The organism is Ligilactobacillus faecis (assembly GCF_029889745.1).
In the GTDB taxonomy this organism is placed as follows: domain Bacteria; phylum Bacillota; class Bacilli; order Lactobacillales; family Lactobacillaceae; genus Ligilactobacillus; species Ligilactobacillus faecis.
Genome location: NZ_CP123639.1, coordinates 402,794 through 423,523 on the forward strand (window position 1 = coordinate 402,794; position 20,730 = coordinate 423,523).

The following is a 20,730-nucleotide window of genomic DNA, read 5'->3' on the forward strand; positions in this document are numbered from 1 at the left end:
ATCTACACCTCTGGCTTAAATGTAATTGGTGTTTTAAATCCTGTTGTTTCATTTCTTACTGTAACAGTAATTTCGGAGGGTTTTCCATCCGCATCATATTTTTTGATGACCGAAGTGATGGTAGGTTTTTCCCCATATTCTTCCATACTGTCGATACGATTTTCTAAACTCTCATAATCTTCTTTATTGATCGAATCTTTAACTTCATCTAGCCCTTCGATCGACCCTTCATCATTGTAAAAAATACCTTCTACAGCTTTTTTACCATCAACTTCTTTTTCAACTTTTATCTCACTCGGACGATCGCTGCCTTCCGGATATACAATCTCTCCTTTTAAGTTAACATCATGTCCTTCTTTTAGATCATTTGCACATCCATTTTCAAATTGCTTGTAGTCTCCTCGATTGATAACATTTCGCATAGGCACTAGATTTTCTAATCCACTTGCCCCGCCAAAGATCCTAGCGATCAAATGACCACCATCATCATTTTCAAGTCGATCTTTACCTCCGACTTCCTTTTGAGCATCAAGATCTCGCTCAGAATTTGGTGTAGACTCTAATGTAGCTTCAAATGAAGTGATTCTACTATTCTCGTCTGTTTCATAAATTCCACTTCCAGCAACGTACTGATTATTTGGAAGTAGTTTTCCTTCTTCTTTATACAACTGACCGGTATCATCTGTTTCATATTCTTTTCCATCGATCTCATATAATGAATTTTCATCATATGAGATCGTTTGCTTAGTTTCTTGATCTTCTTTTAATATTGCAGAAACTTGTTTTGCGATTGGAACATCCAAAGAGGCGAGATCGTCAGTTTTTTCCATCTTTTCAGCATCATATAAAATTTCAGGTGAAAAGCTTTGACCGAATTCTTTGAATTCAATAGGTCTAACCATAGATTACTTCTCCCTTCTTTTTCAATGCAGTGACCCAAGCATTATAAATGTTGCTTTCATTAAAGATATCTAGACTACTTTTTTTCATAAGCAATTGTGCAGTTGCTAAAATATAATCAGCCTGTAACTGTGGGATTTGTTTGTGGATCACTTCAATGATCATCTTATCTAATTCATCTACACTTCGAGCTTTTTTCAAAGTAGCAGATTCTTTTTCAACATCTAAAAGATCCCAGATCATATTTGCTTGATCATGGATGTCAGCATTTTTCTTATAGTCTTTTAAAACTTTTTGAATAGTTATCTTATTTCGCGGTAAGATCTTAGAGTTTGCTATACTCTTGGTCAGTTTTTTTATATTGATCTTTTCTGGAGTATTGACTCGATCTTTAAGGATCAATTTTAAGACCTGCTCTTTTAATTTTCCTGTTTCAGTGTCAACTCGTTGAACATGAGTGTAACTATAACGAGATTCTTTTCCTTTAAATTTATTAACTTTACACAAGACAGGCTCGACCCAGTCATTTTGATAAACTACTGATACTCCTTTAGGTAGCCGTGCGATCTCAGCAATTTGTCCATCATTTAATCCAGCAGACTTACCCACTAGATTTCGATCAAGCTCATCAGGTAGACGTAAAATAACTTTTGTATTGGTATTTTTGATGGCTGAAATATCTACTGAGCTTGGTGACTGGTCTACGATCACAAACCCTTCACCATATGTCCGCATTTCAGCGATCGAATTGGAGATCATTTCAACGGATTTTCCACCTAGATTAGGATTCTCTGGGTTTTGTTCTGTTGTAGTTCGTTTTAAAATATTATGCGCTTCTTCTAACACTGTAATGTGTTTCAAGTTTATGTTCATTTCTTGAGTAGAAACCATTCGATATTCATTTAAACGCATGATCAAAATCCCCATGATCAAGGATTTTGTTTCCGAGGATCCAATTCTACTTAGATCAATGATCGTATTTTCGTCAAAAAGTTTCTGTTCGCTTACTTCATTAGCCGAAAAAAGTGTTTCATTCAACCCATTAGTTAAAGATCTGACTCGAGTGATCAAGGATCCTCGATAATTACTTTTTACCTCTTCAGAATATGCTGAATCATTGACCACATTTTCTAGTTCTTGAAGTAAGTCATTAAAATCTGGGAAGTACTGTGCGTCATATTCATTCTTGGATGTTGATAGATCCCAACCACATTTTTCATATGCTCGTAAAACAGCATCTTTTAACACTGCTGGCATTGCAGCATACATCGGCCAACAAACATTAAAGATCTCGATCAGTCGATCAACATGTTCAAGTACATGAACTCCTTTTGGAAATTTAAATGGATTAATACTCAACGGCTCAGCATAAGCGCTATTGCTTCCATAAACATTAACATCCTTCCAATTTCCAAAGATATTCTTATATTCACCTTTAGCAGGTTCGATAATCAAAAACTTTTTCCCTTGATTACGTACTTGCCGAATAAGTTCATAGATAGTGTTACTTTTTCCTGATCCAGTTGAACCTGTCACAAACGTGTGCATAGCTAAACTGTCACTATTTAAAAATACACTATTATTATATTCTTGCCCCATGTTGAAAATTTTTCCCAAATTGATATCTTGTTTGTTATCGACCCCATCATATCTGACGACTTCTTTTGCAAAATCTGCATGCTCAATAACAGGAAGACCCGCAACCGACTTGCGTGGTAACCCCATATGAATGGCTAGCTCTTCGCCACTCACCATAACGCAAGGTGTGACTTCGATCCTATGATTATTTTGATAATTAAATACTGGATGCAAGAAATTTTTAATGTATTGAGTGATCGCTCTAGTCTTACTTGGTGTTCTATTTCCCCAAATATTGATTGCAGACGACTCAACTCCACTTTCCCTACCACCGACGATCGCTTTGTATGTGGAAGCAGCGATTTCTGAAGTTACTTGATCATCTGACATAAAATAAGCTGCACATTCGTACATACCTAAACTTTCAAATTCATTGATCCGTTCTAATTGTCGATCGATCCGTTCCAATATATTTTCAAGTTTTTTATCATGCATTACTAAAGTAAGTGCATTAGTATTTCCTTGACTGGAATTGCTCCCCGTTGTTCTAGTATCAGTTATTCCACTAGTTTTAGATATACTACTTCCTTGACTTGTGCTACTACTTTCTGTATAAGCTTTGCTATGGCCGTGGGTAGTTGTTTCCGTTTTTGCGACAACTAATTTAGTTGCTTCAAGGAGTGGTACCCCTACAAAAGTACTTAATCCTCCAGTAAAGGGAGCTAAAGCAGCACTTAAGACCCCAGCCGTGATCCCCAAACCTTTTGCAACTTTAGTAGCCGTACTATCTTTAGTTTCTCCAAATGATTCTGAAGTGCTGTTGCTAGTACTTTGACTATTAGTTCTTGTAATCGACTCAGAATCAGTTTGACTTTTGCTTTTTGAATGACTAGCCGACTCCATTACACCACTAGTCATGCTTTGACTATAATTGATTTGCATTGAGGCCATTGGGGATAATTGTGAATATATATTTTCATATTCAGATCGCACTGCTCTAACTTGTTCTGCTGTTGCTGAACTTGCAAGAATAACTCCTGTGTATTTTTGCCCATTCATCGATAAAACTAGTTTTTCTAGTCCTTGAACAAAAGATCCATTCTCGGTCAGCGTTTCTTCTCGCTTATCAGCTACGCATGAAACAGTTGCGATACTATTAGTTGGAAAACTATTCACTAGATCACGTGTCTCTTCATTACTATAGTATCTAGTCTTTGCTCCCGGAAATTGTCCAATCAAAGCATTCATCAATGTATCTCTGACGGAACTAGCTGTTTTTTCAGGATCATTGATCCGTACTCCCATATAAAAATCTGTCTTGACCCCATCACTATCTAAAATAACAAAAATAGAACTACTAGTAGCTGCTAATGTATTAAAAATACTTGTAAACTTATAAGGAGCAAATTCCTCTTTTTCATAGACCATTTCCGTTACTTTAAATAAACGAACATTTTCGTCTAAATTATTTTTCAAATTGCGCTTATTTAATCGGACTACTTCTAAATTTTCTAATGTTGTAACATAATTTTTAGATACTATATCATCGACCACTTGAAGTGCATTTGAATAATTTTGCAAGATCTGTTGACTTTTATGTGTAGGTAAAGTACTTAAACTGTCAGCTAGTTCGTTCTTCATTTTATCTCTCCTTGTCAGAAATAATTACTCCGGCTCCGATCGCTCCTATGCCTAATCCACCAGCAGTGGTCAAGAGATTAGCTGTCCCAATACCAGCAACTGCGATTACTCCGCCTGTCACTGCTAGGGCTACTCCAACTTTCTTCTTAGTTGACCACTCAGCAGGATCACTTGCATATTTTCTCGAAGAACCGCTTGAATATGAGCTTTTCACAACTTGCTTTGGCTGTGGTTTATAATATAATTTTTGAACGATTTTTTTCAAAAGCGCTAATCGTTTTTTAGAAAAGTTTCCGATCAATACGACCATTTGCTCATCTAAATAGTCTTCAGTCCAATCTAAAGGATCATTTTTCAATACTTCACCATCGTGAATATCATATAGATCACTCATATTTTCTTCTGCATAACGAATCATTTCATCGTAATCTTTTAATGAAGGATCAATGATCATAATATCTTTGATCATGATCTTTGTTCCCAGCTTATCTCCCTTTTGGACAGCATCTTTAAATTCTTTTGTTAATGCCATTTTCCTTACCTCCTATTTCTGCTTTCTGCGTTTCAGTACTTCAACCCACTCACTTTGACATTCTTCTGCGATCTCGATAAGTTTTTTACTTTCCTTGATAACCTCGCTATACTTATATTTTGAAGTATCTCGTTTACTTCTAGAAATTTTCTTTTCTAAATTCTTAAGACTCTGATCAAGTTCATCTTTCAATATCTCGATTCTTGCCAGACCCTGAGTCCTTTTTACTCCTCGTTTTTTAGGATATGGATATATTTTTCCAAGTATATCTTTGATTTTTTCTACTCGTTCTCGACTAAAATTTTCGATCAATAATACCATTTCCATATCTAACTCGTCTTCAAGCGAATCATCTTCACTATAGTCACTCAAAGTAGGTTTAAATTCTTCCCATAAAGGAGTCGTCAACCTTGTTTCTGCATATTTAGCCATCTCATCAAATTCTTTGAATGTTAAATCTATTATCAACATATCTTTTAACATTATTTTGACAGCTAATACATCGTTTGATTCAACGCTTTGCTTAAACTCTTTTGTAAAGTTTTCTGGCATATTTTTTCTCCTAGATATCTAAAATCGCGTCCATTTCTTTTTGGATATCTTCAAGCCACTCTTGTTTAGCCACAAGCTCTTTTAAATTATCAAAATTATCTTTATTTTTCTTATCGTCGGCTTGATATTTCTTTATCTCATTCATCTTATCTTTCAAGACATTATCTAACTCGACGAATTTTTCTTTGAATCTTGTCTTCACTTCCTCAACTTGTTCTTTAGTTAATTTGACAGCTATATCCCCATTTTCAAATAAAGATTTTTGACTTTCATTTAAGAACAATTGACTCATCTTCGTAGCATCGACATACTCTTGTTCTTCAGTAACATCTTCATAATGCCCTGATTCTTCGAGCCATGTCCATGGTTTAAACCAACGCTTATTGTAGTTTTTCACATACACAGTATCAACAACAACTTCTTCTGTAGCTTTAGAACTATCAACTAGATTATTCGTATCTATAGAGATTTCCCCCAACATCAGTTCTTTCAAATCTAATTTAGGACCAGCTGTTGAGACATCCGCACTCAAACTTGCAAGCCGTTTAACATATCCTGCTAATAGTTCTTCTGCTTTTTGTGTAACAATTTTATCTCTCAGTACTTCTAATTCAGCGCGGACTTTACTTTGAATCTGTTTTAACTGCACATTGATTTTTTTAGCTTCGTATCGAGCTTCAGACGGAGTTAAATGTTTATTTTTCACCCTAGATATCACTTCTCTGATCAAAGCTTGAGCATCCTTCGTAATTTTATTCTTCCCAGTCTCAAGTTCTTTATCAGCATTAAGTAGATCAATTTCAGCTTTATATTTCTTAGCCTCTTTTCCATCTGAGATTTTTTCTTCAACGACTTTAATTTTCTCTGCTATTTTTTGTCCCTCATATTCATTTTCCGCCATTTGTTTTTTCAACTCTGCTAAAGAACGTTCACTAACAACTAAGTTTTTTAGTTTTTCACCTAAAGTTTTTACTTTTGTTGTTTTTGCATATTTTTCAATATAAAGACTAATTGCTTCTTCAATTGATGGAATTCCTGAATGAATCAAAGCCTGCTTCTTTTTATCATCATTTTTTTCAGCTTGGCTTAATTCATCTTGGATTTTTTCTTTTCTAGTTTTTGGCAATGGCGCATATTTTTCAAAATGCAAGGGTTTATTTCTATTTAATTTTCTTACTAATCCATTTACCTCATTTAGCGCATCATACGTTGCATCATCTAAATCCTCATCATCAATATTATCGATTCCTGGAATTGATAATACTGTTCTGATTCCTAATGCAGTAGCTGCAGAAGCTGGATAAATATTAGGATTTTTAATTCCTTTATCTTCTAGGTATTCTTTTGTTGCTTGTAAAGCATCTGGGATACTTTCTTCAGAAGGCTTATATACATCCATCTTATTTACTACAAAAATAAATCTATCGTGTGCACGCTTACCCGCATCCTTCATTTTCTCAGCTACCTTATTCAATAAGAGACTATCATCATTGATTCCCAGTTGAGTAGAATTTATAACATATAGCACTAACGTCTTAGGGGAATCCTCTAAGGATTTAAAAGTTGTTGTTTGATGATCACTATTTCTAGAATTATTAGGTCCTGGAGTATCAACTAAAATCAAGTTAGTATCTTTTGAGCTTACAAATGGAATGTCGCCATCTATATGAATTTCCTGAACATTATTATCCGCATTTAGTCTTGACATGATGTTATAATCTAATCTATCTAATCTTTCTAAGACATTGTTATCTTTGTCACACGCTGTTGCTTTATAGCCTTTTTTATCGTTATCTTTGATTCGAGTGATCGTTGCTGTACATGCTTGGTTATATGCTGGCATTAATTTTTCACCTAACATTGCATTGATCAAAGTAGATTTACCTGAACTCATAGTAGCGACAACATTAACTTCAAAATCGTCACTTTGTGCTTGGTTGAATGCATTAATAATCTCTGGAGTTTTCAGTTCGTCAACTGGACCATTTTGAATTTTTTCAAAAATCTTTTTAATTGCTTCTTCCTTATCCTCGATACTTTCCTTAACTGGTAAATGTTTTGTAGTTATATTTGTTGCATTATCTTTATTAAAATCCTTAACTACTTCTTCCAAATCTTCATAATCTAATTTTGTTCCATAAAATTTAATTTCAATGTCAGCCGTGTTGCATTCGTCGTATAAATACTCGGGTAATTTATCGATCCATTCTTGTAAGCGCATTTCGGAAACATTTAACTTACTCGTATCCTTGACTGGTTTATCATCAATTTTGATCTCTGTTTGTAACCGATATGGATTATATTTAATATAAACTTCTTTTGTCATGCTTTTTCATCCTCTACCTTATTTTCTTATATTATCCGCCTTAAGATAGACATATACTGTCACTATAGAATATGTACTTTTTAGACTAATATTAATTTAATTTTGCTATAGTAAATACGGCATTTCTACTTAATCGTAAGAAAAATTTGACTTTATACACACTATATATAACCACCTATAAAACAACATTTATCTTGAAATATAAATAAAAAATGTCCATATAATGACTAAAAATATTTTTAATAGCAGTAAACTCTAGGAATAGTTATCTATATCTATAAATACCTATTTAAAATAAACTAAATAGGCTGAGAATCTCTTCTAGCTTTTAACTAGTGATTTTCTCAGCCTATCTCTATATTTTATACTGATTGAAACATCCCTGAAGCAACTTGTACTGTTTCAATGATCTCATCTTCATTGATATCACGTTTTTTCAATTTATCTGTGATCATCTTACGGTAACGATCGCGAATATGTTTACGGGCATTACCAGAAGCAAACATTTCTTTGTAAAGGTTAGTTGTGTGTTTATCGACAAAGACTTCATTTACGATCTCATCGAATTCATCTTGCTTTAGCGGACAAAAGATAACGAGATCGATAAATTCTTCTTTAGCGATCCGGATCATTCTAATACTATCATCTTCACTAAATTTATCAGCGATCGCTTTTGCCGCCATCGTTCCTACCATACCACCAATGATCGTCCCGATCCCAGGCACTGCTGATCCGATCACAGCCCCTGTTGCAGCTCCAGCAGCTGTTACTGCAGTATTTTTTACTAATTGTTGCATCGAGATCCTTCCGCGTAAACAGTCAATGACATCTGGTCCGATCGAGATCGCAGCTGTCACCCCGATTGCAGTCCCCTTAGCAATTCCCTCGGAGGTAGCTCCTTTAAAAATAGACTTGGCTAAATTAGAACCACCAAACTGGGAAGAAACAGTATAGATCGATGCTCCGACTAAAACAGGTTTTACCGCTCCTAAAACTGCTCCCTTCAAAGCTTCTTCCGCTTCTTGTCCATGCCAACGTGCATTAACATAGTACCAAACTTGACTGACCATAACAGTTGGCATCGTATTAGCAACACCCGTTAGAAAGTCTCCTCCGACCGAATAAACTAATTTTTGCCCAAATGAAACTGATTTTACTTTTCCATCCACAACGATCGTACTTCCACGGTCAAAGATCGATTTCGTTGCGATTTGGGAGTGTTCATAGGACAAGGCCCCACGCTTAACATATCTAGCAGCATTTTGGGGATTCGTCTCATTTGGCACCTCACCATTTTCAATTCTTCGTGCCATTGATTTAACTGCTTTATTATATTGATCACGCGGAACTTCGATCTTCATCATTGAACCATCTGGATTTACGTACTTAGCTGTTCCATTTTCAAAACATGCCCCTACACTTTTACTAGCTGTGGCATAGTATTTCGTTTGGATATTGACTCCATTAACGACCCGATCTGCTCCATACTTAGCATGCGAATTACCATCCATCGATGTTTTCTTGAACTTTAGCTTATCCATCGTGTCACCCATCAATTCACCTGCATGCCCATGACCCATCGCACCAGAGAAGCGATCGTTAGCTTGATGTTTTCTAAATATGTTAGTATTCAACATATCGTTTGCCACGTTAACGTTAGTCATATTATCGACAAGTTTACGATTTACAGCATCAATATTTTTAGCTTGTTCTTTTTCAAAAACTTGCTCCACATCTTCAGTCGAAGCTAATTTTTGCACTTCTTGTTGTTGGCGTTTTGCAACCTCATAGTTTGTATCGATCTCTTGTTTAAGTTCATCAATATCTGCAAATTGTGCCTGTGCTAAATTATGTAAAATAGTCGTACAGTTTTTAGTCCAGCCATTATCAATAGCCGCTCGAATAATTTTATATAGGAAAATTACAGTCTTTTCATCATCACTTGTAATAGATTTATCTTCGGCATTATAGTAACTAATATTAACTGTCGTATTTGTTCGACTGACATCAAAAATATTAGCAAACGGGATCTCAACTTCTTTGACTAAATATTTTTCTTTAGCTTTATCCGAAGCTTTGATCTGTTTCTTATAAATGATCCCAGTCGTTAGAACTAAATAACCATATTCGCGAAATGCCATTTCATTATCAGCTGGATGAGCATTATAAAAAATAGGAAAAATTGCATCCTGCCCATCTGAATTCAATTTAGAACCACTGGCAAAAGCTTGCACACGATTATAAGGAAGATCGTCAGCCAAAGCTTCATAAGTCATCGGCTTTTCTTCACCTTCCAAAGGTGTGTTTGCTGCTTTTTCCAAGTCTTCAGCTAATTTATACGGACTGATAAAAGGATACTTCTTTTTCTCCCACTCCTTTTTCGTGCTATTTTCACTGTAGTAGCCAAGAACGACCAGGATCGCAATGACCACGATCGCCGATAAAACAAAACCTTTAAAATGATTAAGCAGTAGGTAAGGCATAATAGCAAAGAAGACAGCTACTACACATGAAGCTCCAGTCCCCAAACCTAATTTTTTAGAAGCTAGATAATATCCCAATCCAGCTAAGATCAATAATAAACCCAAGATATATACCTCCAAATAATAGCTATTCTCTTATTTTAGCGAGCATATTTAGGAGTATCAATATAAATGTTAAGTTTTTATAAAGAAAAATCGATTAAACTTTCTAATATCTTTACTAGATACTATACGTGTAAATATTAATATTTTTACATAAAATAAAAGTATCCTGCCTAATTTGAAACAGAATACTTTACTGTGAGTTCTATTCTTAGTTAATTCCGATAAAAGCTAGCCAATTTAGACTTTCGCTTTGTCGTCTTTGTTTTACCAAATTTATATTCTTTCGCTCTATCTTCCTTAACTTTTTCTCTATGACCACCGTTATTGTCGTCATATTCGATATCAAAAAACAATTCAAAGATTTTCCAAAACGTACTTTTTTCTTCTATTACTATTTCCTACCTTTCAGTATTTCAAATTAGTCCTCTAGACCATTTTTGAGCGCATAGTTGATGACATCCATTAACTCAGCTTCATCAACAGAATCACCATCTTCAAATCTATCGATCAGCGTATTTCCAATAAGTTCAGTCACTGCTACGGCAACACCACCATTTAGTGCTGCTCCGGCAATCGTTCCTATGCCAGGAATAAGCTTCACTAAACTCCCAGCTAAACTTTTTCCCAAAGTTGTAGCTGTTGTCGCCTTAACGATCCCTTCAACGACGCCCTTAGAGATCCGCTCACCATAACTGTTATAGATCGAAATGATCATCGTCGTTTGGATCGGTACTAGTGCAAGCGCATCTGAAAATGGGATCGGCGAGAGTGCCACAGCCCCTGCTGCAACAGAGGCAGTGTGAACAGCACCCCTAGCTTCTTCTTCCATCACTATCACCTACCTTTCGCTTCTTATTATCTAACTCAAGGTAGACACATATTGTCATAAAAAGAAAAACCTTTGGCTTTTTTCACCAAAGGTCTACTTATCTTCGTCTGTTATCTCGTTGATCATTCTTCGAACGCTTCGCTCACTGTAACCAGTCAACTTAGCTAACTCACGGACGTTCAAACGATCCATATTTTCCGCGATCTTTTTTTGAGCATACTCTTTTGAATGCAATTTCGAGGGAAAATAGATCGTGCTTCCGCGCAAGTTATCGTAGACCAGGTTGACTACCCGCTCACCGAACATATCGTAAAATAACTGATAAATTCCATTGTATTTATTCATCGTAATATTTCCTTCATCATAGTTTGTCGGTAAGCCTCGTTTTTCCTTGATCACATCTTGAACAAAGCGCAAGCTGTATCCTAACTCTAACGCAAGGATCCGGGGCTCTGTGTGCTCCTTATTTTTTAAAATGTAATACTCGCAATATTTTTTTGAATATAATCGCATCGAAAAATCATATTTAGTGCTTTTGACCATTTCAAACAGCTTACTTGTCCGTTGCTCCCCGATCAAAGCTGCCATCTCTTGGTATGTTTTCTTATAATCCGAAATCATGCTACTCCCCACAAAATTAATCTTATTTTAAGTTTATACCCTTTTTTGCTGACATTTCGACTGGCATTTTCATAAAATTATACCTATCTATTTTTAAAGAATACCTATCAAATCCAGTCTTAAAGTTGGGCATTTTCTATAAAAATGGCAATGACGATCAGAAAAAATTCCTCTTAAAATGCATTGCCTATTTATTTAAGTCTGCTACTTTTTGTTTTCCCCGTGCCTTACGTAAATTATCCGAGACCCACTTTTGTGAATAGCCATATCTACGCGCTAATTCGCGCGAATTGTGACCATCATATAGCTCTGTGATCTTATTAGCCGCCAGCTTTCGATCATAAAGATGGCTTGGGATCACTAGTTGCGATCCTTTATAATGTTCATGGACTTTTAACATTGATTCCAAGCCGATCAGATTTTGTAGCTCTTTATAAAATGAATGTAGTGCTTCAATATCGATCTCTTCTCGTTTCATCTTAAAAACTCCCTAACGTTAATATATTAAAATTATATAAAACGTAGCTTACAGTTGATATAGCGCTCTTCAATGCATTTATACATGTAGTTTTACACGCAAAAATAGTTACTCTTTGCATAAAAAAGCACCTGATAAAAATATCAGGTACTTTTGCTTAATATTGAGTTGCTTGACGTTGTGCTAAGATCGATTGCGCCACTTCATATTCGATCTGTTCAACATCTTCTCTGAGCCAACCTGAGATCAAAAAGACATCAACTAACGCCCAGATCCCAGTGACGATCATGCCGATCCCCAAAGTTAAGATCGTGATCAAAGCCATCGCGATCCCACTACCTGTTTTTCCAAAGTAAAAACGGTGTCCGCCGACAAAGCCAAAAAATACCCATAAGATGTAGGCCGTTGCGGCTGATTTTCGGCGTTTTTCAACTTCGGAGTTGACTAAAAGCCGTTCTTCATTGGTCAATTGTCCCATTAAATATTGACTATTATACATCTAAAACATTCACTTCCTATTCATCTTCTGTTGTATCATCAGTATCATAAAAATCTTGTTCAGCGTTACTTTGATCATCTTGGTTCTGATCATCAGTATCTTCACTGCTATCGGTCGAAGTGTCAGTCTGTGTAGCGGCTGAACTAGTTGTTCCTTGGATCGTTTTGAGATTATAGCGAGTGACCGTTCCATTATTATTCCAAACGACTTGATCACCCTCAACTTTTATTTCGCTACTAGATCCACCTTGATCTGAGCTGATAAATAATCTATTACCAGAACTTTCTTCAACGTTGTACGTATTTTCTATATGAGTTGGTGTTGTAGCGCTATCTCGTATTATATTCGCAGTTTGGACACTTGTTACCCCATTAACGATCAAAAGTCGATCAGGGTTATTTACATCCTTCCAAACAGACATTTGCCCGTTGATAAATACTGGATCAGGCAAGGTACTACTGCTTTCTGTCGTAGTTTCAGAACTTAGTGTTACTACGGCTTTAGCTGAAGCTTTTTCACGACTTGAGCTAGAAGCTTCACTCTGCTTACTTGAAGAAGAGCTTTTCTTTTTCTGGCTCGCTGAATCTTTTTTAGTGCTTGCAAGTTGCTTAACTGGTTCTTCTTTGTGGCCAAAGGTCTTATAACCTAGAAACCCTGCACCACCTAACATCAATATCCCTAAAAGGATAAATCCGATCACCTTACCGGTATTTTTCTTAGGTCGTTTTAAAAAAGAATATCCACAGTTTTCGCAAAACTTAGCGTTTGGTAAATTATTTTTTCCACAATTTGGACATTGCATTTGTTTACCCTCTAATCTGCTTCATAGAAATTATCTGAGCTCGATCCTTCGGCACTAGTCTCGCTAGCAGAAGAATCAGAAGTGTAATATTGCTTAAAGTGATAGACGATCGTTTGACCTTGTTGGTGTAAAGTCAAAGTCTCACCAGAAACCTCAACTTTTCCGACCTCAGCTGTATTATTCATGATCGTAAAACTCGTTCCATCACTATTAGCAGAACGGATCGTAAATGTCCCGTCATTATGCATCGTTGTTCCTGAAGGTGTTTGCGTATTATGCGACATCATGACTGTATCAGTTCCTTGGATCACAATGATCTGTTCATCTCCCGATCCAGCAGGATTGGTCGTCCAAGCTGTTGTTTGCCCCGCAGCTAAAAGTGGAGATGGTACTTTAGAATCCGACTCTTCTGTAGTCGACTCGCTCTCGGTCTCTGTACTCGAATCTTCTTCGCTTTCTGAAGAACCTGTTTCTTCACTCGAGCTACTTTCCGCCTGGACCTTTTTTTGATCTTCTTTTGTATACGTTGAAGTCTTAAGCTTATGCTCGCTTTTGACTGGTCGTTTCGCTAAATAATTATGCCCGACGATGACCGCTCCTACAGCTACTAAACTTAAAAGCAATCCGATAAAAACACCTAAGATATATTTACCTGCATTGCTTTTCTTAGGCGGAAGCGGTTGGATCAAGTTCTGTTGTACTGCTGTCAGATCTTGTCCACAATTTTCGCAAAATTTGGCATTCGGTAAATTATTTTTTCCACATTTTGGACATTGCATCCAACTCACTTCCTTTCTCTAATATAGCTACCCCAATTATCGTCTTGACCGGCTACATATAGTGTGACTCGATCGATGTTATCGAGCTTATCTTTATTTAAAGCTACAACGATATGTTCAGATTCATCTTTGTTTGAAAACATTACTAACTTTCCAGGCTCGAGAATGATCCTTTTATCGACCTTAAAAGAATAATTCTCGCCATCATCCTCATACTTGACTTCGCTTGGCGTGATCGTGATGTATTTAGGAAACTTATTTAGTCCCACACCGTCATCGATCTTCCATTTTCCTGTAATATCCGTTAATTGAAGCTTGTCATATTTCACATATTTTGGATCATTGTTGATCACACCAAAATGATACGCTACACCTGTTCCAAGTGCTGTAAATATCAAAAAACTAAGAATAATAACTAAAGGCAACTTCGAACTTTTAACTTGCGGCAAGCGCATCCCACATTGCTTACAAAACTTATCTTTCGGTAGATTTTGATAGCCACATGTTGGACAGATCATCTCTATCACCTCTATTTTCTAATGTAGTAACCCCAACCTGTATCTTCATCAACATAAACTGCTAAAACGACACGATCTTTATTATCGATCTTTCGTTTTTCAAGTCGTAACTCTACGATATTTGCATTAAAGATATTATCACTGTCAGATATGATCAATGTATCGCCATCTGTAACTGAACTGTATCGTGGTACAAAGCTATCCCCAGAAGCAAACGAAATCTTGTCTTCACTGATCTTGATCTGTTCAGTCATCGAGTTACTCTTACTTTCAGCAACTAAGTCCCATGTTCCTTCAATATCAGCCAATTCGAGTTTATCAACTGACTTATACTCAGGATCATTGTTTGACCCGATAAGATATAGACCACCAAATAACAAAAATACGACGGCGACACAGATCCCAATGATCGCTGGAACTGGTAAGCCCTGTTTTTTAGGTGGCATTTGATAAGGATGTAAATTAAAACCACATTGACTACAAAAAGCGACATTAGATGGATTTTGATTTCCACAATTTGGGCAAATTTGCATCATGGGTTCCTCCTTTAATTTTGAGGAGTATTTTGGTCGTTATTATTTGGTTGGACCGGTTGTTGATTTTGCACTGGTTGTTGTGGCATTTGGTTTGGTGCTTGATTCATATTAGGCATTTGATTCATATTTTGTTGTTGATATTGTTGGTATTGTCCAGGTTGTTGCATTTGATTTTGTTGATACATTTGCGGATTGTATTGTGGATAGTCCAAAAGCATCAAATATAAATTATAAAACGGCACTAATACTAGCCATGGATTATTCGTAATATAACGGATTCTTCTGACCATACCTGACAAGAAACTAATCCCATATAATAGGTCAAATACCCAAGCAATGATCACTATGATATAAGTTAAAATTGCAAGAAACTCGCTTAAACTACTTACTGCAACTAATGCCATGATCTGTTTTAATATTTCTAAGATCGTTGTAACGATCCCGCCTCCTAATACACCCCACCAAAAAACTGCTTTACGAGTTTCTGGTGTTTTAAAATCAAAAGTATTAGCCGCCATATATTTAACGCTATCCAAGAACCCCAATTTAGGTTGAGTCCCACCTTGACCCGGAACGGTATTCCGATACTTTTTAAAGTCATTGACATGTTTTTGGAATTGCCCTTGTTGTCCTGCTTGTTGATACCCATTTTGTTGGTAACCTTGTTGTGGATCTGGTTGTACTGGTGGTGTTTGTTGTTGGGCTTGCGGTTGCACTGGAGGCGTTTGTGGTTGTGCCGGTTGAGCTTGTGTTGCTTGTTGTTGCATTTGTGGTGCCTGTTGTTGCGTTGCCCCTGCTTGTGGTTGTTGATTTTGTTCTACCGGTTGACTAGCACCACAATGTGGGCAAAATTTTGCCCCTGCTTCGAGCTGTTGACCACAGCTCACACAAAATTTATTTTCCATAACTAAACTCTCCTTAATAATGTAATATATGTAGCGGTATCATTTACCGCATAAACTTATTATAGAAAAGCATGTATGCAGTTTATATCGCACTGTTACACGTAATTTTACCTGCAGTTTTACTGGCAAATTTCATTGAAAAAGACCCACTCCAAATGAAGTAGGTCTCTTTTATCATTCTACATAATTATCGAGCATCGCTTTTATCTCAGCTTGCATCTCGTTTTTGAAATCAGCTGGCGAAACGATCTTGACGCGTTGTCCTTGGCTCAAAAGCCACATCTTAGCCCCTTGGTCGATCGTTTCGACTTCAAGCAAAGCTTTCTTGCCATCATTTTCAATGACTTTTGACATTGGAAAGCGATCTAAAGCGGCTTCTAAGATCCCCGTAAATTCAAAGCGGATCTTCTTTTGATCTCCCGGTGTCATATATTGGATCTTTTTGCGTAACTTACCGTCTTCATAGCGATCTTTATGCTCAATTTTGATTTTTTCGTCTGAAGGATACCACTCTTTGATCCGGTCAAGGCGGTAAAATAGGTCATTATCATACTTAGGATTATACGAAACGACGTAAAAATAATAATCTGAAAAGATGATGGCTTTGGGTACGATCGTCCGCGTGACTTTTTCGCCCCGCTGTTTGGTATAGGTGATATCGACAGCTTGGCTGCGGACGATATACAACGAAAAGTCCCACAAAGGTTTCAATAATTCCGTCGCACTTGTCAAAGGCAAATAATTACTCTGTTCATTTTTGATGATCCAATTCAATTCCCGCTGTTCTCCAGGCTCTAAGCGCGCAAGCAAGAGTTCGATCAACTGCTCAGTCTCGTCCTTATTGAACGCTCGACTCGCTAACAAGATCTTGACGAGGGCTAAAACGTGCGCCTTGCCAAAAGTTTGCGTCTTACCGACTAACTGATAGGCCTTGGTGCTTCGACGGTACTCAAGTTCTAGCTCTAAGTTTTCTTCTGCGATAAAATTACGGATATTTGAAATATCACGCTGGATCGATCTTTCATCGACGTCAAATCTTTCAACTAAATCTTTTTTCGTCACCGGGGCCCCTGTCAGCAAAGTTTGATAGATCGTCAGTTGACGCGTTGCACTTCCAGACATAAAAATTTCTCCCTTTCATTTTTTAAATGACAATATACGTCTATCTAAAACTAGATAATATAAAATGTCAAATGCAAAAAAGCGCGCATTTTGCGTGAAAAAGTGAGGAACATATTATGAAACAGATCGAACCTGAATTATTGAATGAATTTTACCAAGAACTGGCCGACTTGATCGGGCTAGAAAATGCCTACAAGCTCTACGATACTTACCGAGGGCTCTCATATACTTTCCCGATGCGCTTATATGACCCTAAAAAAGTCGCTCAAAAGATCGCAAGCGAATACGATGGCAAAAATGCAAGTGAACTAGCACGCAAATACGGGTATTCTTTGCGCTGGGTCTTAGAAGCTCTGCGTAAAGCACGCCAAGCAAAATAAGCTGGAACTTTCAAAGTCCCAGCTTATTTTTTTACTGTAAAAGTTCGTTATAAAGTTCAAGCCCGAGTTTATTCATCGCTGCTTGTTCAGCCCCATTTTCACCGTTTTGCGTCATGACAACTGCAACAAATGCATCTTTACCGTTAGAAATGATCGCCGCATCATTCAAGATCCCGTAGTTTTGCATGATCCCCGTCTTATTGTAGACGATCGCTTGACTTGGGAGATCTTTGACTAATTTATCGTGATCTTGGTTTTTCGCTAAAATATCTAAGATCTCTTGGCTGTCCTTTTTACTGATAAATTGCTTATTGTAGACTTTCTTCAAGAAAACGCCGACATCACTAGCAGAAGTGATATTATCTTTACCAGCTTTGAGCGAATCGGTATCCATCAATTTTCGTTGGAGCTTTGTATCGGTCGCACCCATCTTTTGGATCTGTGCGTTGACTTTATCGAGTCCCCCTAACGCATCGATCATAATGTTAGCTGCCGTATTATCACTTTCATCGATCATATAAGCTAATAATTCGCGGTAAGTAAACGTCTTACCCGCTGGCATGTTTTGGATCACACCTGTTCCTCCGACTTTATCAGCATCTGATAAAGTGTACGTATCATTCAGATCGATCGTGCCGATCTTTTCTTGGGCGTAAGCTGCCCCTAAAATAAAGAGCTTGATGACTGACGCAGCACTTTGCGTTTGATTATTTAAAAGATAGTCTTTGTCTTCCGAAACAGGTGCGATGTAGACTGTCTTATCCCCAGACACACTATCCATAGCATTGGCTACGATCTGTTGGACTTTTGCTTCATCAAACTTGCTGACAGGCTCTTTTTTTGAACTGCTGCTAGCTTCAGAACTTGAAGAACTGGCCGAGCTCACTTTACTTGTCGAGCTTGTTTGACTCGTCTTTTTAGTTGCTGTAGTTTCTTGTTTTGGTGCTTGCATAAATTTCGCATAGGCTAAGTAGCCACCACCACCTAAAATAAAAATAAGAAAAATGATCAAGAAAATGATCCCAGCTGGGTTAGAACGCTTTGGTGCCGGTGGCATTGGCACACCATTTGCACGTTGTTGTGTGCGTGAAAGCGGTGGTTGTTGTGGTGGTATTGGTGCGCTTTTTTCAACTTTAGGCGTTGGCGCTTCCTTTTTATCAAGCGCTTGCCCGCAATTTTCACAAAAAGCGTTGGTGGCTTTATTTTTAGCGCCACAATTTGGACAAATTTTTGCTGGCGTTTTTGCTTTTGGTTCTTCTAACGGTTGGCCACAAGTTTGGCAAAACTTGGAGCCGGCCGGATTATCGGCCTGACAATTTGGACATTTCACACAGATTACTTCCCTTCTTTTATTAGATCATTTGCCTATTTTACCAAAAACGACTGGCTTTTTATATGTAATTTCAGCTTGCAATTTTCTTATGATTTTGCATTGACAAAAAATTTTTCTCCTGTTATCATCAACGTATCTTAACATGAACGGAGGCGTCGCCCTTGAAATTCTAAATTCTGCACAAAACAAGTTCAACAACTCTGGAAACAAACAGAGTCGGTTACACTTGGGCAGAATTTAGGGTTTTAGGCTGATGCGATCTGACTCAGTCTGCCCTTGTGCAGACTTTTTTTGTTTCCACCATGACTGGGGGAATAAAAATGACTAAAACGATCTCGATCAAAGATCTGACTTTTGCTTATCCAGGCCAACCAGAGCTCTTTTCAAACGCGAGCTTCGAGCTGGCGACGACTTGGCGTTTAGGCCTTTTAGGGCGCAACGGCCGGGGCAAAACGACACTTTTCAAAATTTTACAAAACAAACTGCCTTTCAAAGGACAGATCAACGTACCACTTGAAGTCGCTTATTTTCCACAACCACTTCAAAACAAACAAGAACTGGCTTTGTTTTGCCTACAAGCCACTACCGATTTTGAAGAATGGGAACTGCGCCGCGAGATGCAACTTTTTGGACTTAAAGAAGAACTTTTGTGGCAGCCATTTGACACTTTGAGCGGCGGCGAACAGACTAAACTGATGCTTTGTGCGCTCTTTTGTCAAAAAGACGCGTTCTTTTTATTAGATGAACCGACAAATCACTTAGATCTAGCTGGGCGAAACGAACTTATCGCTTATTTACACAAAAAAAAGCAAGGCTTTATCATCACAAGTCACGACCGGATCTTTTTAGATCAAGTGATCGATCATACGCTTGTGATCGAGAAAAATCAGCTCTTCTTGGCTAAAGGTGACCTAACGACTTATCAACTGCAAAAAGAGCGGCGCGATACTTTTGATAAACGCCAAAATGAAAAAACGCGCCACGAACTAGCACGTTTGAAAAAAGCAGCTTTGACTAAAGAAAACTGGGCGAAACAAGCCGAGCGCCAAAAGCAAAATAACGCTCATGCCGACAAAGGCTTTATCGGACACCGCGCTGCCAAAGTCATGAAACGCGCCGATCATCTCAACCAACGACTTCAAGCTGAGATCAAGACAAAAGAACAACAGCTCAAAAACATCGAAACAAGTGCAACTTTGAGCCTCAACTACCAAAGATCGCATAAAAAGACATTGATCACCGCTAAAGATTTGACGTTAGCTTATCCTGCAAAAGAGCTTTTCTCCAAGCTAAACTTTACTGTTTCCACCGGCCAGATCGTTGTCCTCAAAGGCGCAAACGGGCGCGGTAAATCAAGCCTTTTCCAAGCTCTTTTAGGTCAAACTGAGCTGATCCAGCAAGGTTCTTTGACTTTAGCTACTAAACGCTTCAGCTTACTCAAACAAGATCTCAGTGAAAATACTGGCACGCTAGCTGCTTTTGCCCAAAAGCATGCCCTTGACTACACGCTATTTTTGACATTACTCAAAAAATTAGGTATTCCGCGCCAAACATTTGCGACTAAGATCGAACAGATGAGCCAAGGACAACAAAAAAAGGTCGCCTTAGCCTGTGTGCTAGCGACGCCAGCTGAGCTTTATCTCTTAGATGAACCACTCAACTACTTAGATACATTCAACCAAGACCAACTCCTCGAACTCTTTTCCACCGTTCATCCGACGATGCTTGTGATCGAACATGACCAAAATTTCATCACCAAGCTCGCCGATCAAATCATCGAACTTTGAGTCTAAACTGATCACGCTAAGCGT

General features: G+C 37.6%; 19 protein-coding genes. 2 read left to right on the forward strand and 17 right to left on the reverse strand.

The annotated features are described in order from the left end of the window. Positions 1-2 precede the first annotated feature (2 nt). The 16 genes from QFX10_RS02200 to QFX10_RS02275 form a co-directional block, all read right to left on the reverse strand. Positions 3-902 carry a DNA/RNA non-specific endonuclease gene (locus QFX10_RS02200; RefSeq protein ID WP_280606607.1) on the reverse strand — a complete coding sequence of 300 codons (900 nt, stop codon included), beginning with the start codon at positions 900-902 and terminating at the stop codon, positions 3-5. Beyond that, positions 895-4,119, reverse strand: a complete 3,225-nt coding sequence (locus QFX10_RS02205) for an ATP-binding protein (RefSeq protein ID WP_280606608.1) — start codon at positions 4,117-4,119, stop codon at positions 895-897. Before QFX10_RS02205 ends, QFX10_RS02200 begins: the two co-directional genes overlap by 8 nt. A 1-nt stretch (position 4,120) precedes the next feature. After that, complete coding sequence (locus tag QFX10_RS02210) at positions 4,121-4,651, reverse strand: hypothetical protein (RefSeq protein WP_280606609.1); 531 nt, start codon at positions 4,649-4,651, stop codon at positions 4,121-4,123. 12 nt (positions 4,652-4,663) lie between these two features. Continuing rightward, on the reverse strand, positions 4,664-5,203 hold the full coding sequence (locus QFX10_RS02215) for a hypothetical protein (protein WP_280606610.1): 540 nt from the start codon (positions 5,201-5,203) through the stop codon (positions 4,664-4,666). A gap of 10 nt (positions 5,204-5,213) precedes the next feature. After that, entirely contained in the window at positions 5,214-7,529 is a 2,316-nt protein-coding gene (locus QFX10_RS02220) for a dynamin family protein (RefSeq protein ID WP_280606611.1), read from the reverse strand. A gap of 362 nt (positions 7,530-7,891) precedes the next feature. Beyond that, on the reverse strand, positions 7,892-10,117 hold the full coding sequence (locus QFX10_RS02225; RefSeq protein ID WP_280606612.1) for a YeeR family protein: 2,226 nt from the start codon (positions 10,115-10,117) through the stop codon (positions 7,892-7,894). 418 nt (positions 10,118-10,535) lie between these two features. Next, positions 10,536-10,946 (reverse strand): YcjF family protein, encoded by a 411-nt coding sequence (locus tag QFX10_RS02230; RefSeq protein WP_280606613.1) that lies wholly within the window; start codon positions 10,944-10,946, stop codon positions 10,536-10,538. A 93-nt stretch (positions 10,947-11,039) separates the two neighbouring features. Next, the gene (locus QFX10_RS02235; protein ID WP_280606614.1) at positions 11,040-11,567 is read right to left on the reverse strand and encodes a hypothetical protein; all 528 of its coding nucleotides are present in this window, start codon (positions 11,565-11,567) and stop codon (positions 11,040-11,042) included. A gap of 187 nt (positions 11,568-11,754) precedes the next feature. Next, complete coding sequence (locus tag QFX10_RS02240; RefSeq protein WP_280606615.1) at positions 11,755-12,045, reverse strand: Mor transcription activator family protein; 291 nt, start codon at positions 12,043-12,045, stop codon at positions 11,755-11,757. A 157-nt stretch (positions 12,046-12,202) separates the two neighbouring features. After that, the gene (locus QFX10_RS02245) at positions 12,203-12,544 is read right to left on the reverse strand and encodes a TM2 domain-containing protein (protein ID WP_280606616.1); all 342 of its coding nucleotides are present in this window, start codon (positions 12,542-12,544) and stop codon (positions 12,203-12,205) included. Positions 12,545-12,560: 16 nt separating this feature from the next. Continuing rightward, positions 12,561-13,346, reverse strand: coding sequence for a zinc ribbon domain-containing protein (locus QFX10_RS02250; RefSeq protein ID WP_280606617.1), 786 nt, complete (start codon positions 13,344-13,346; stop codon positions 12,561-12,563). An 11-nt stretch (positions 13,347-13,357) separates the two neighbouring features. Further along, positions 13,358-14,125, reverse strand: a complete 768-nt coding sequence (locus QFX10_RS02255; protein ID WP_280606618.1) for a zinc ribbon domain-containing protein — start codon at positions 14,123-14,125, stop codon at positions 13,358-13,360. 5 nt (positions 14,126-14,130) lie between these two features. Continuing rightward, positions 14,131-14,643: a zinc ribbon domain-containing protein gene (locus tag QFX10_RS02260; RefSeq protein WP_280606619.1), complete on the reverse strand. Its 513-nt coding sequence runs from the start codon at positions 14,641-14,643 to the stop codon at positions 14,131-14,133. Positions 14,644-14,654: 11 nt separating this feature from the next. After that, complete coding sequence (locus QFX10_RS02265; protein ID WP_280606620.1) at positions 14,655-15,176, reverse strand: zinc-ribbon domain-containing protein; 522 nt, start codon at positions 15,174-15,176, stop codon at positions 14,655-14,657. A 14-nt stretch (positions 15,177-15,190) separates the two neighbouring features. Further along, positions 15,191-16,084, reverse strand: a complete 894-nt coding sequence (locus QFX10_RS02270; protein ID WP_280606621.1) for a zinc ribbon domain-containing protein — start codon at positions 16,082-16,084, stop codon at positions 15,191-15,193. A gap of 174 nt (positions 16,085-16,258) precedes the next feature. After that, a complete protein-coding gene (locus tag QFX10_RS02275; RefSeq protein ID WP_280606622.1) occupies positions 16,259-17,206 on the reverse strand; it encodes a helix-turn-helix transcriptional regulator in 948 nt (315 codons plus the stop codon). Positions 17,207-17,322: 116 nt separating this feature from the next. On the opposite strand from QFX10_RS02275, the gene QFX10_RS02280 reads away from it, so the two are divergent. Continuing rightward, entirely contained in the window at positions 17,323-17,586 is a 264-nt protein-coding gene (locus tag QFX10_RS02280; protein ID WP_280606623.1) for a Mor transcription activator family protein, read from the forward strand. 31 nt (positions 17,587-17,617) lie between these two features. Here QFX10_RS02280 and QFX10_RS02285 read toward each other — a convergent pair whose 3' ends face one another. Then, positions 17,618-18,916 carry a serine hydrolase gene (locus QFX10_RS02285; protein WP_280606624.1) on the reverse strand — a complete coding sequence of 433 codons (1,299 nt, stop codon included), beginning with the start codon at positions 18,914-18,916 and terminating at the stop codon, positions 17,618-17,620. Between the two features lie 323 nt (positions 18,917-19,239). Here QFX10_RS02285 and abc-f point away from each other — a divergent pair, with 323 nt between their 5' ends. Continuing rightward, entirely contained in the window at positions 19,240-20,706 is a 1,467-nt protein-coding gene (gene abc-f, locus QFX10_RS02290) for a ribosomal protection-like ABC-F family protein (protein ID WP_280606625.1), read from the forward strand. Positions 20,707-20,730 lie beyond the last annotated feature (24 nt).

Coding starts and splice junctions, on each gene's coding strand:
- QFX10_RS02200 (WP_280606607.1), bottom strand. CDS start 902: ATGGTTAGACCTATTGAATTCAAAGAATTCGGTCAAAGCTTTTCACCT.
- QFX10_RS02205 (WP_280606608.1), bottom strand. CDS start 4,119: ATGAAGAACGAACTAGCTGACAGTTTAAGTACTTTACCTACACATAAA.
- QFX10_RS02210 (WP_280606609.1), bottom strand. CDS start 4,651: ATGGCATTAACAAAAGAATTTAAAGATGCTGTCCAAAAGGGAGATAAG.
- QFX10_RS02215 (WP_280606610.1), bottom strand. CDS start 5,203: ATGCCAGAAAACTTTACAAAAGAGTTTAAGCAAAGCGTTGAATCAAAC.
- QFX10_RS02220 (WP_280606611.1), bottom strand. CDS start 7,529: ATGACAAAAGAAGTTTATATTAAATATAATCCATATCGGTTACAAACA.
- QFX10_RS02230 (WP_280606613.1), bottom strand. CDS start 10,946: ATGGAAGAAGAAGCTAGGGGTGCTGTTCACACTGCCTCTGTTGCAGCA.
- QFX10_RS02235 (WP_280606614.1), bottom strand. CDS start 11,567: ATGATTTCGGATTATAAGAAAACATACCAAGAGATGGCAGCTTTGATC.
- QFX10_RS02240 (WP_280606615.1), bottom strand. CDS start 12,045: ATGAAACGAGAAGAGATCGATATTGAAGCACTACATTCATTTTATAAA.
- QFX10_RS02245 (WP_280606616.1), bottom strand. CDS start 12,544: ATGTATAATAGTCAATATTTAATGGGACAATTGACCAATGAAGAACGG.
- QFX10_RS02250 (WP_280606617.1), bottom strand. CDS start 13,346: ATGCAATGTCCAAATTGTGGAAAAAATAATTTACCAAACGCTAAGTTT.
- QFX10_RS02255 (WP_280606618.1), bottom strand. CDS start 14,125: ATGCAATGTCCAAAATGTGGAAAAAATAATTTACCGAATGCCAAATTT.
- QFX10_RS02260 (WP_280606619.1), bottom strand. CDS start 14,643: ATGATCTGTCCAACATGTGGCTATCAAAATCTACCGAAAGATAAGTTT.
- QFX10_RS02265 (WP_280606620.1), bottom strand. CDS start 15,176: ATGCAAATTTGCCCAAATTGTGGAAATCAAAATCCATCTAATGTCGCT.
- QFX10_RS02270 (WP_280606621.1), bottom strand. CDS start 16,084: ATGGAAAATAAATTTTGTGTGAGCTGTGGTCAACAGCTCGAAGCAGGG.
- QFX10_RS02275 (WP_280606622.1), bottom strand. CDS start 17,206: ATGTCTGGAAGTGCAACGCGTCAACTGACGATCTATCAAACTTTGCTG.
- QFX10_RS02280 (WP_280606623.1), top strand. CDS start 17,323: ATGAAACAGATCGAACCTGAATTATTGAATGAATTTTACCAAGAACTG.
- abc-f (WP_280606625.1), top strand. CDS start 19,240: ATGACTAAAACGATCTCGATCAAAGATCTGACTTTTGCTTATCCAGGC.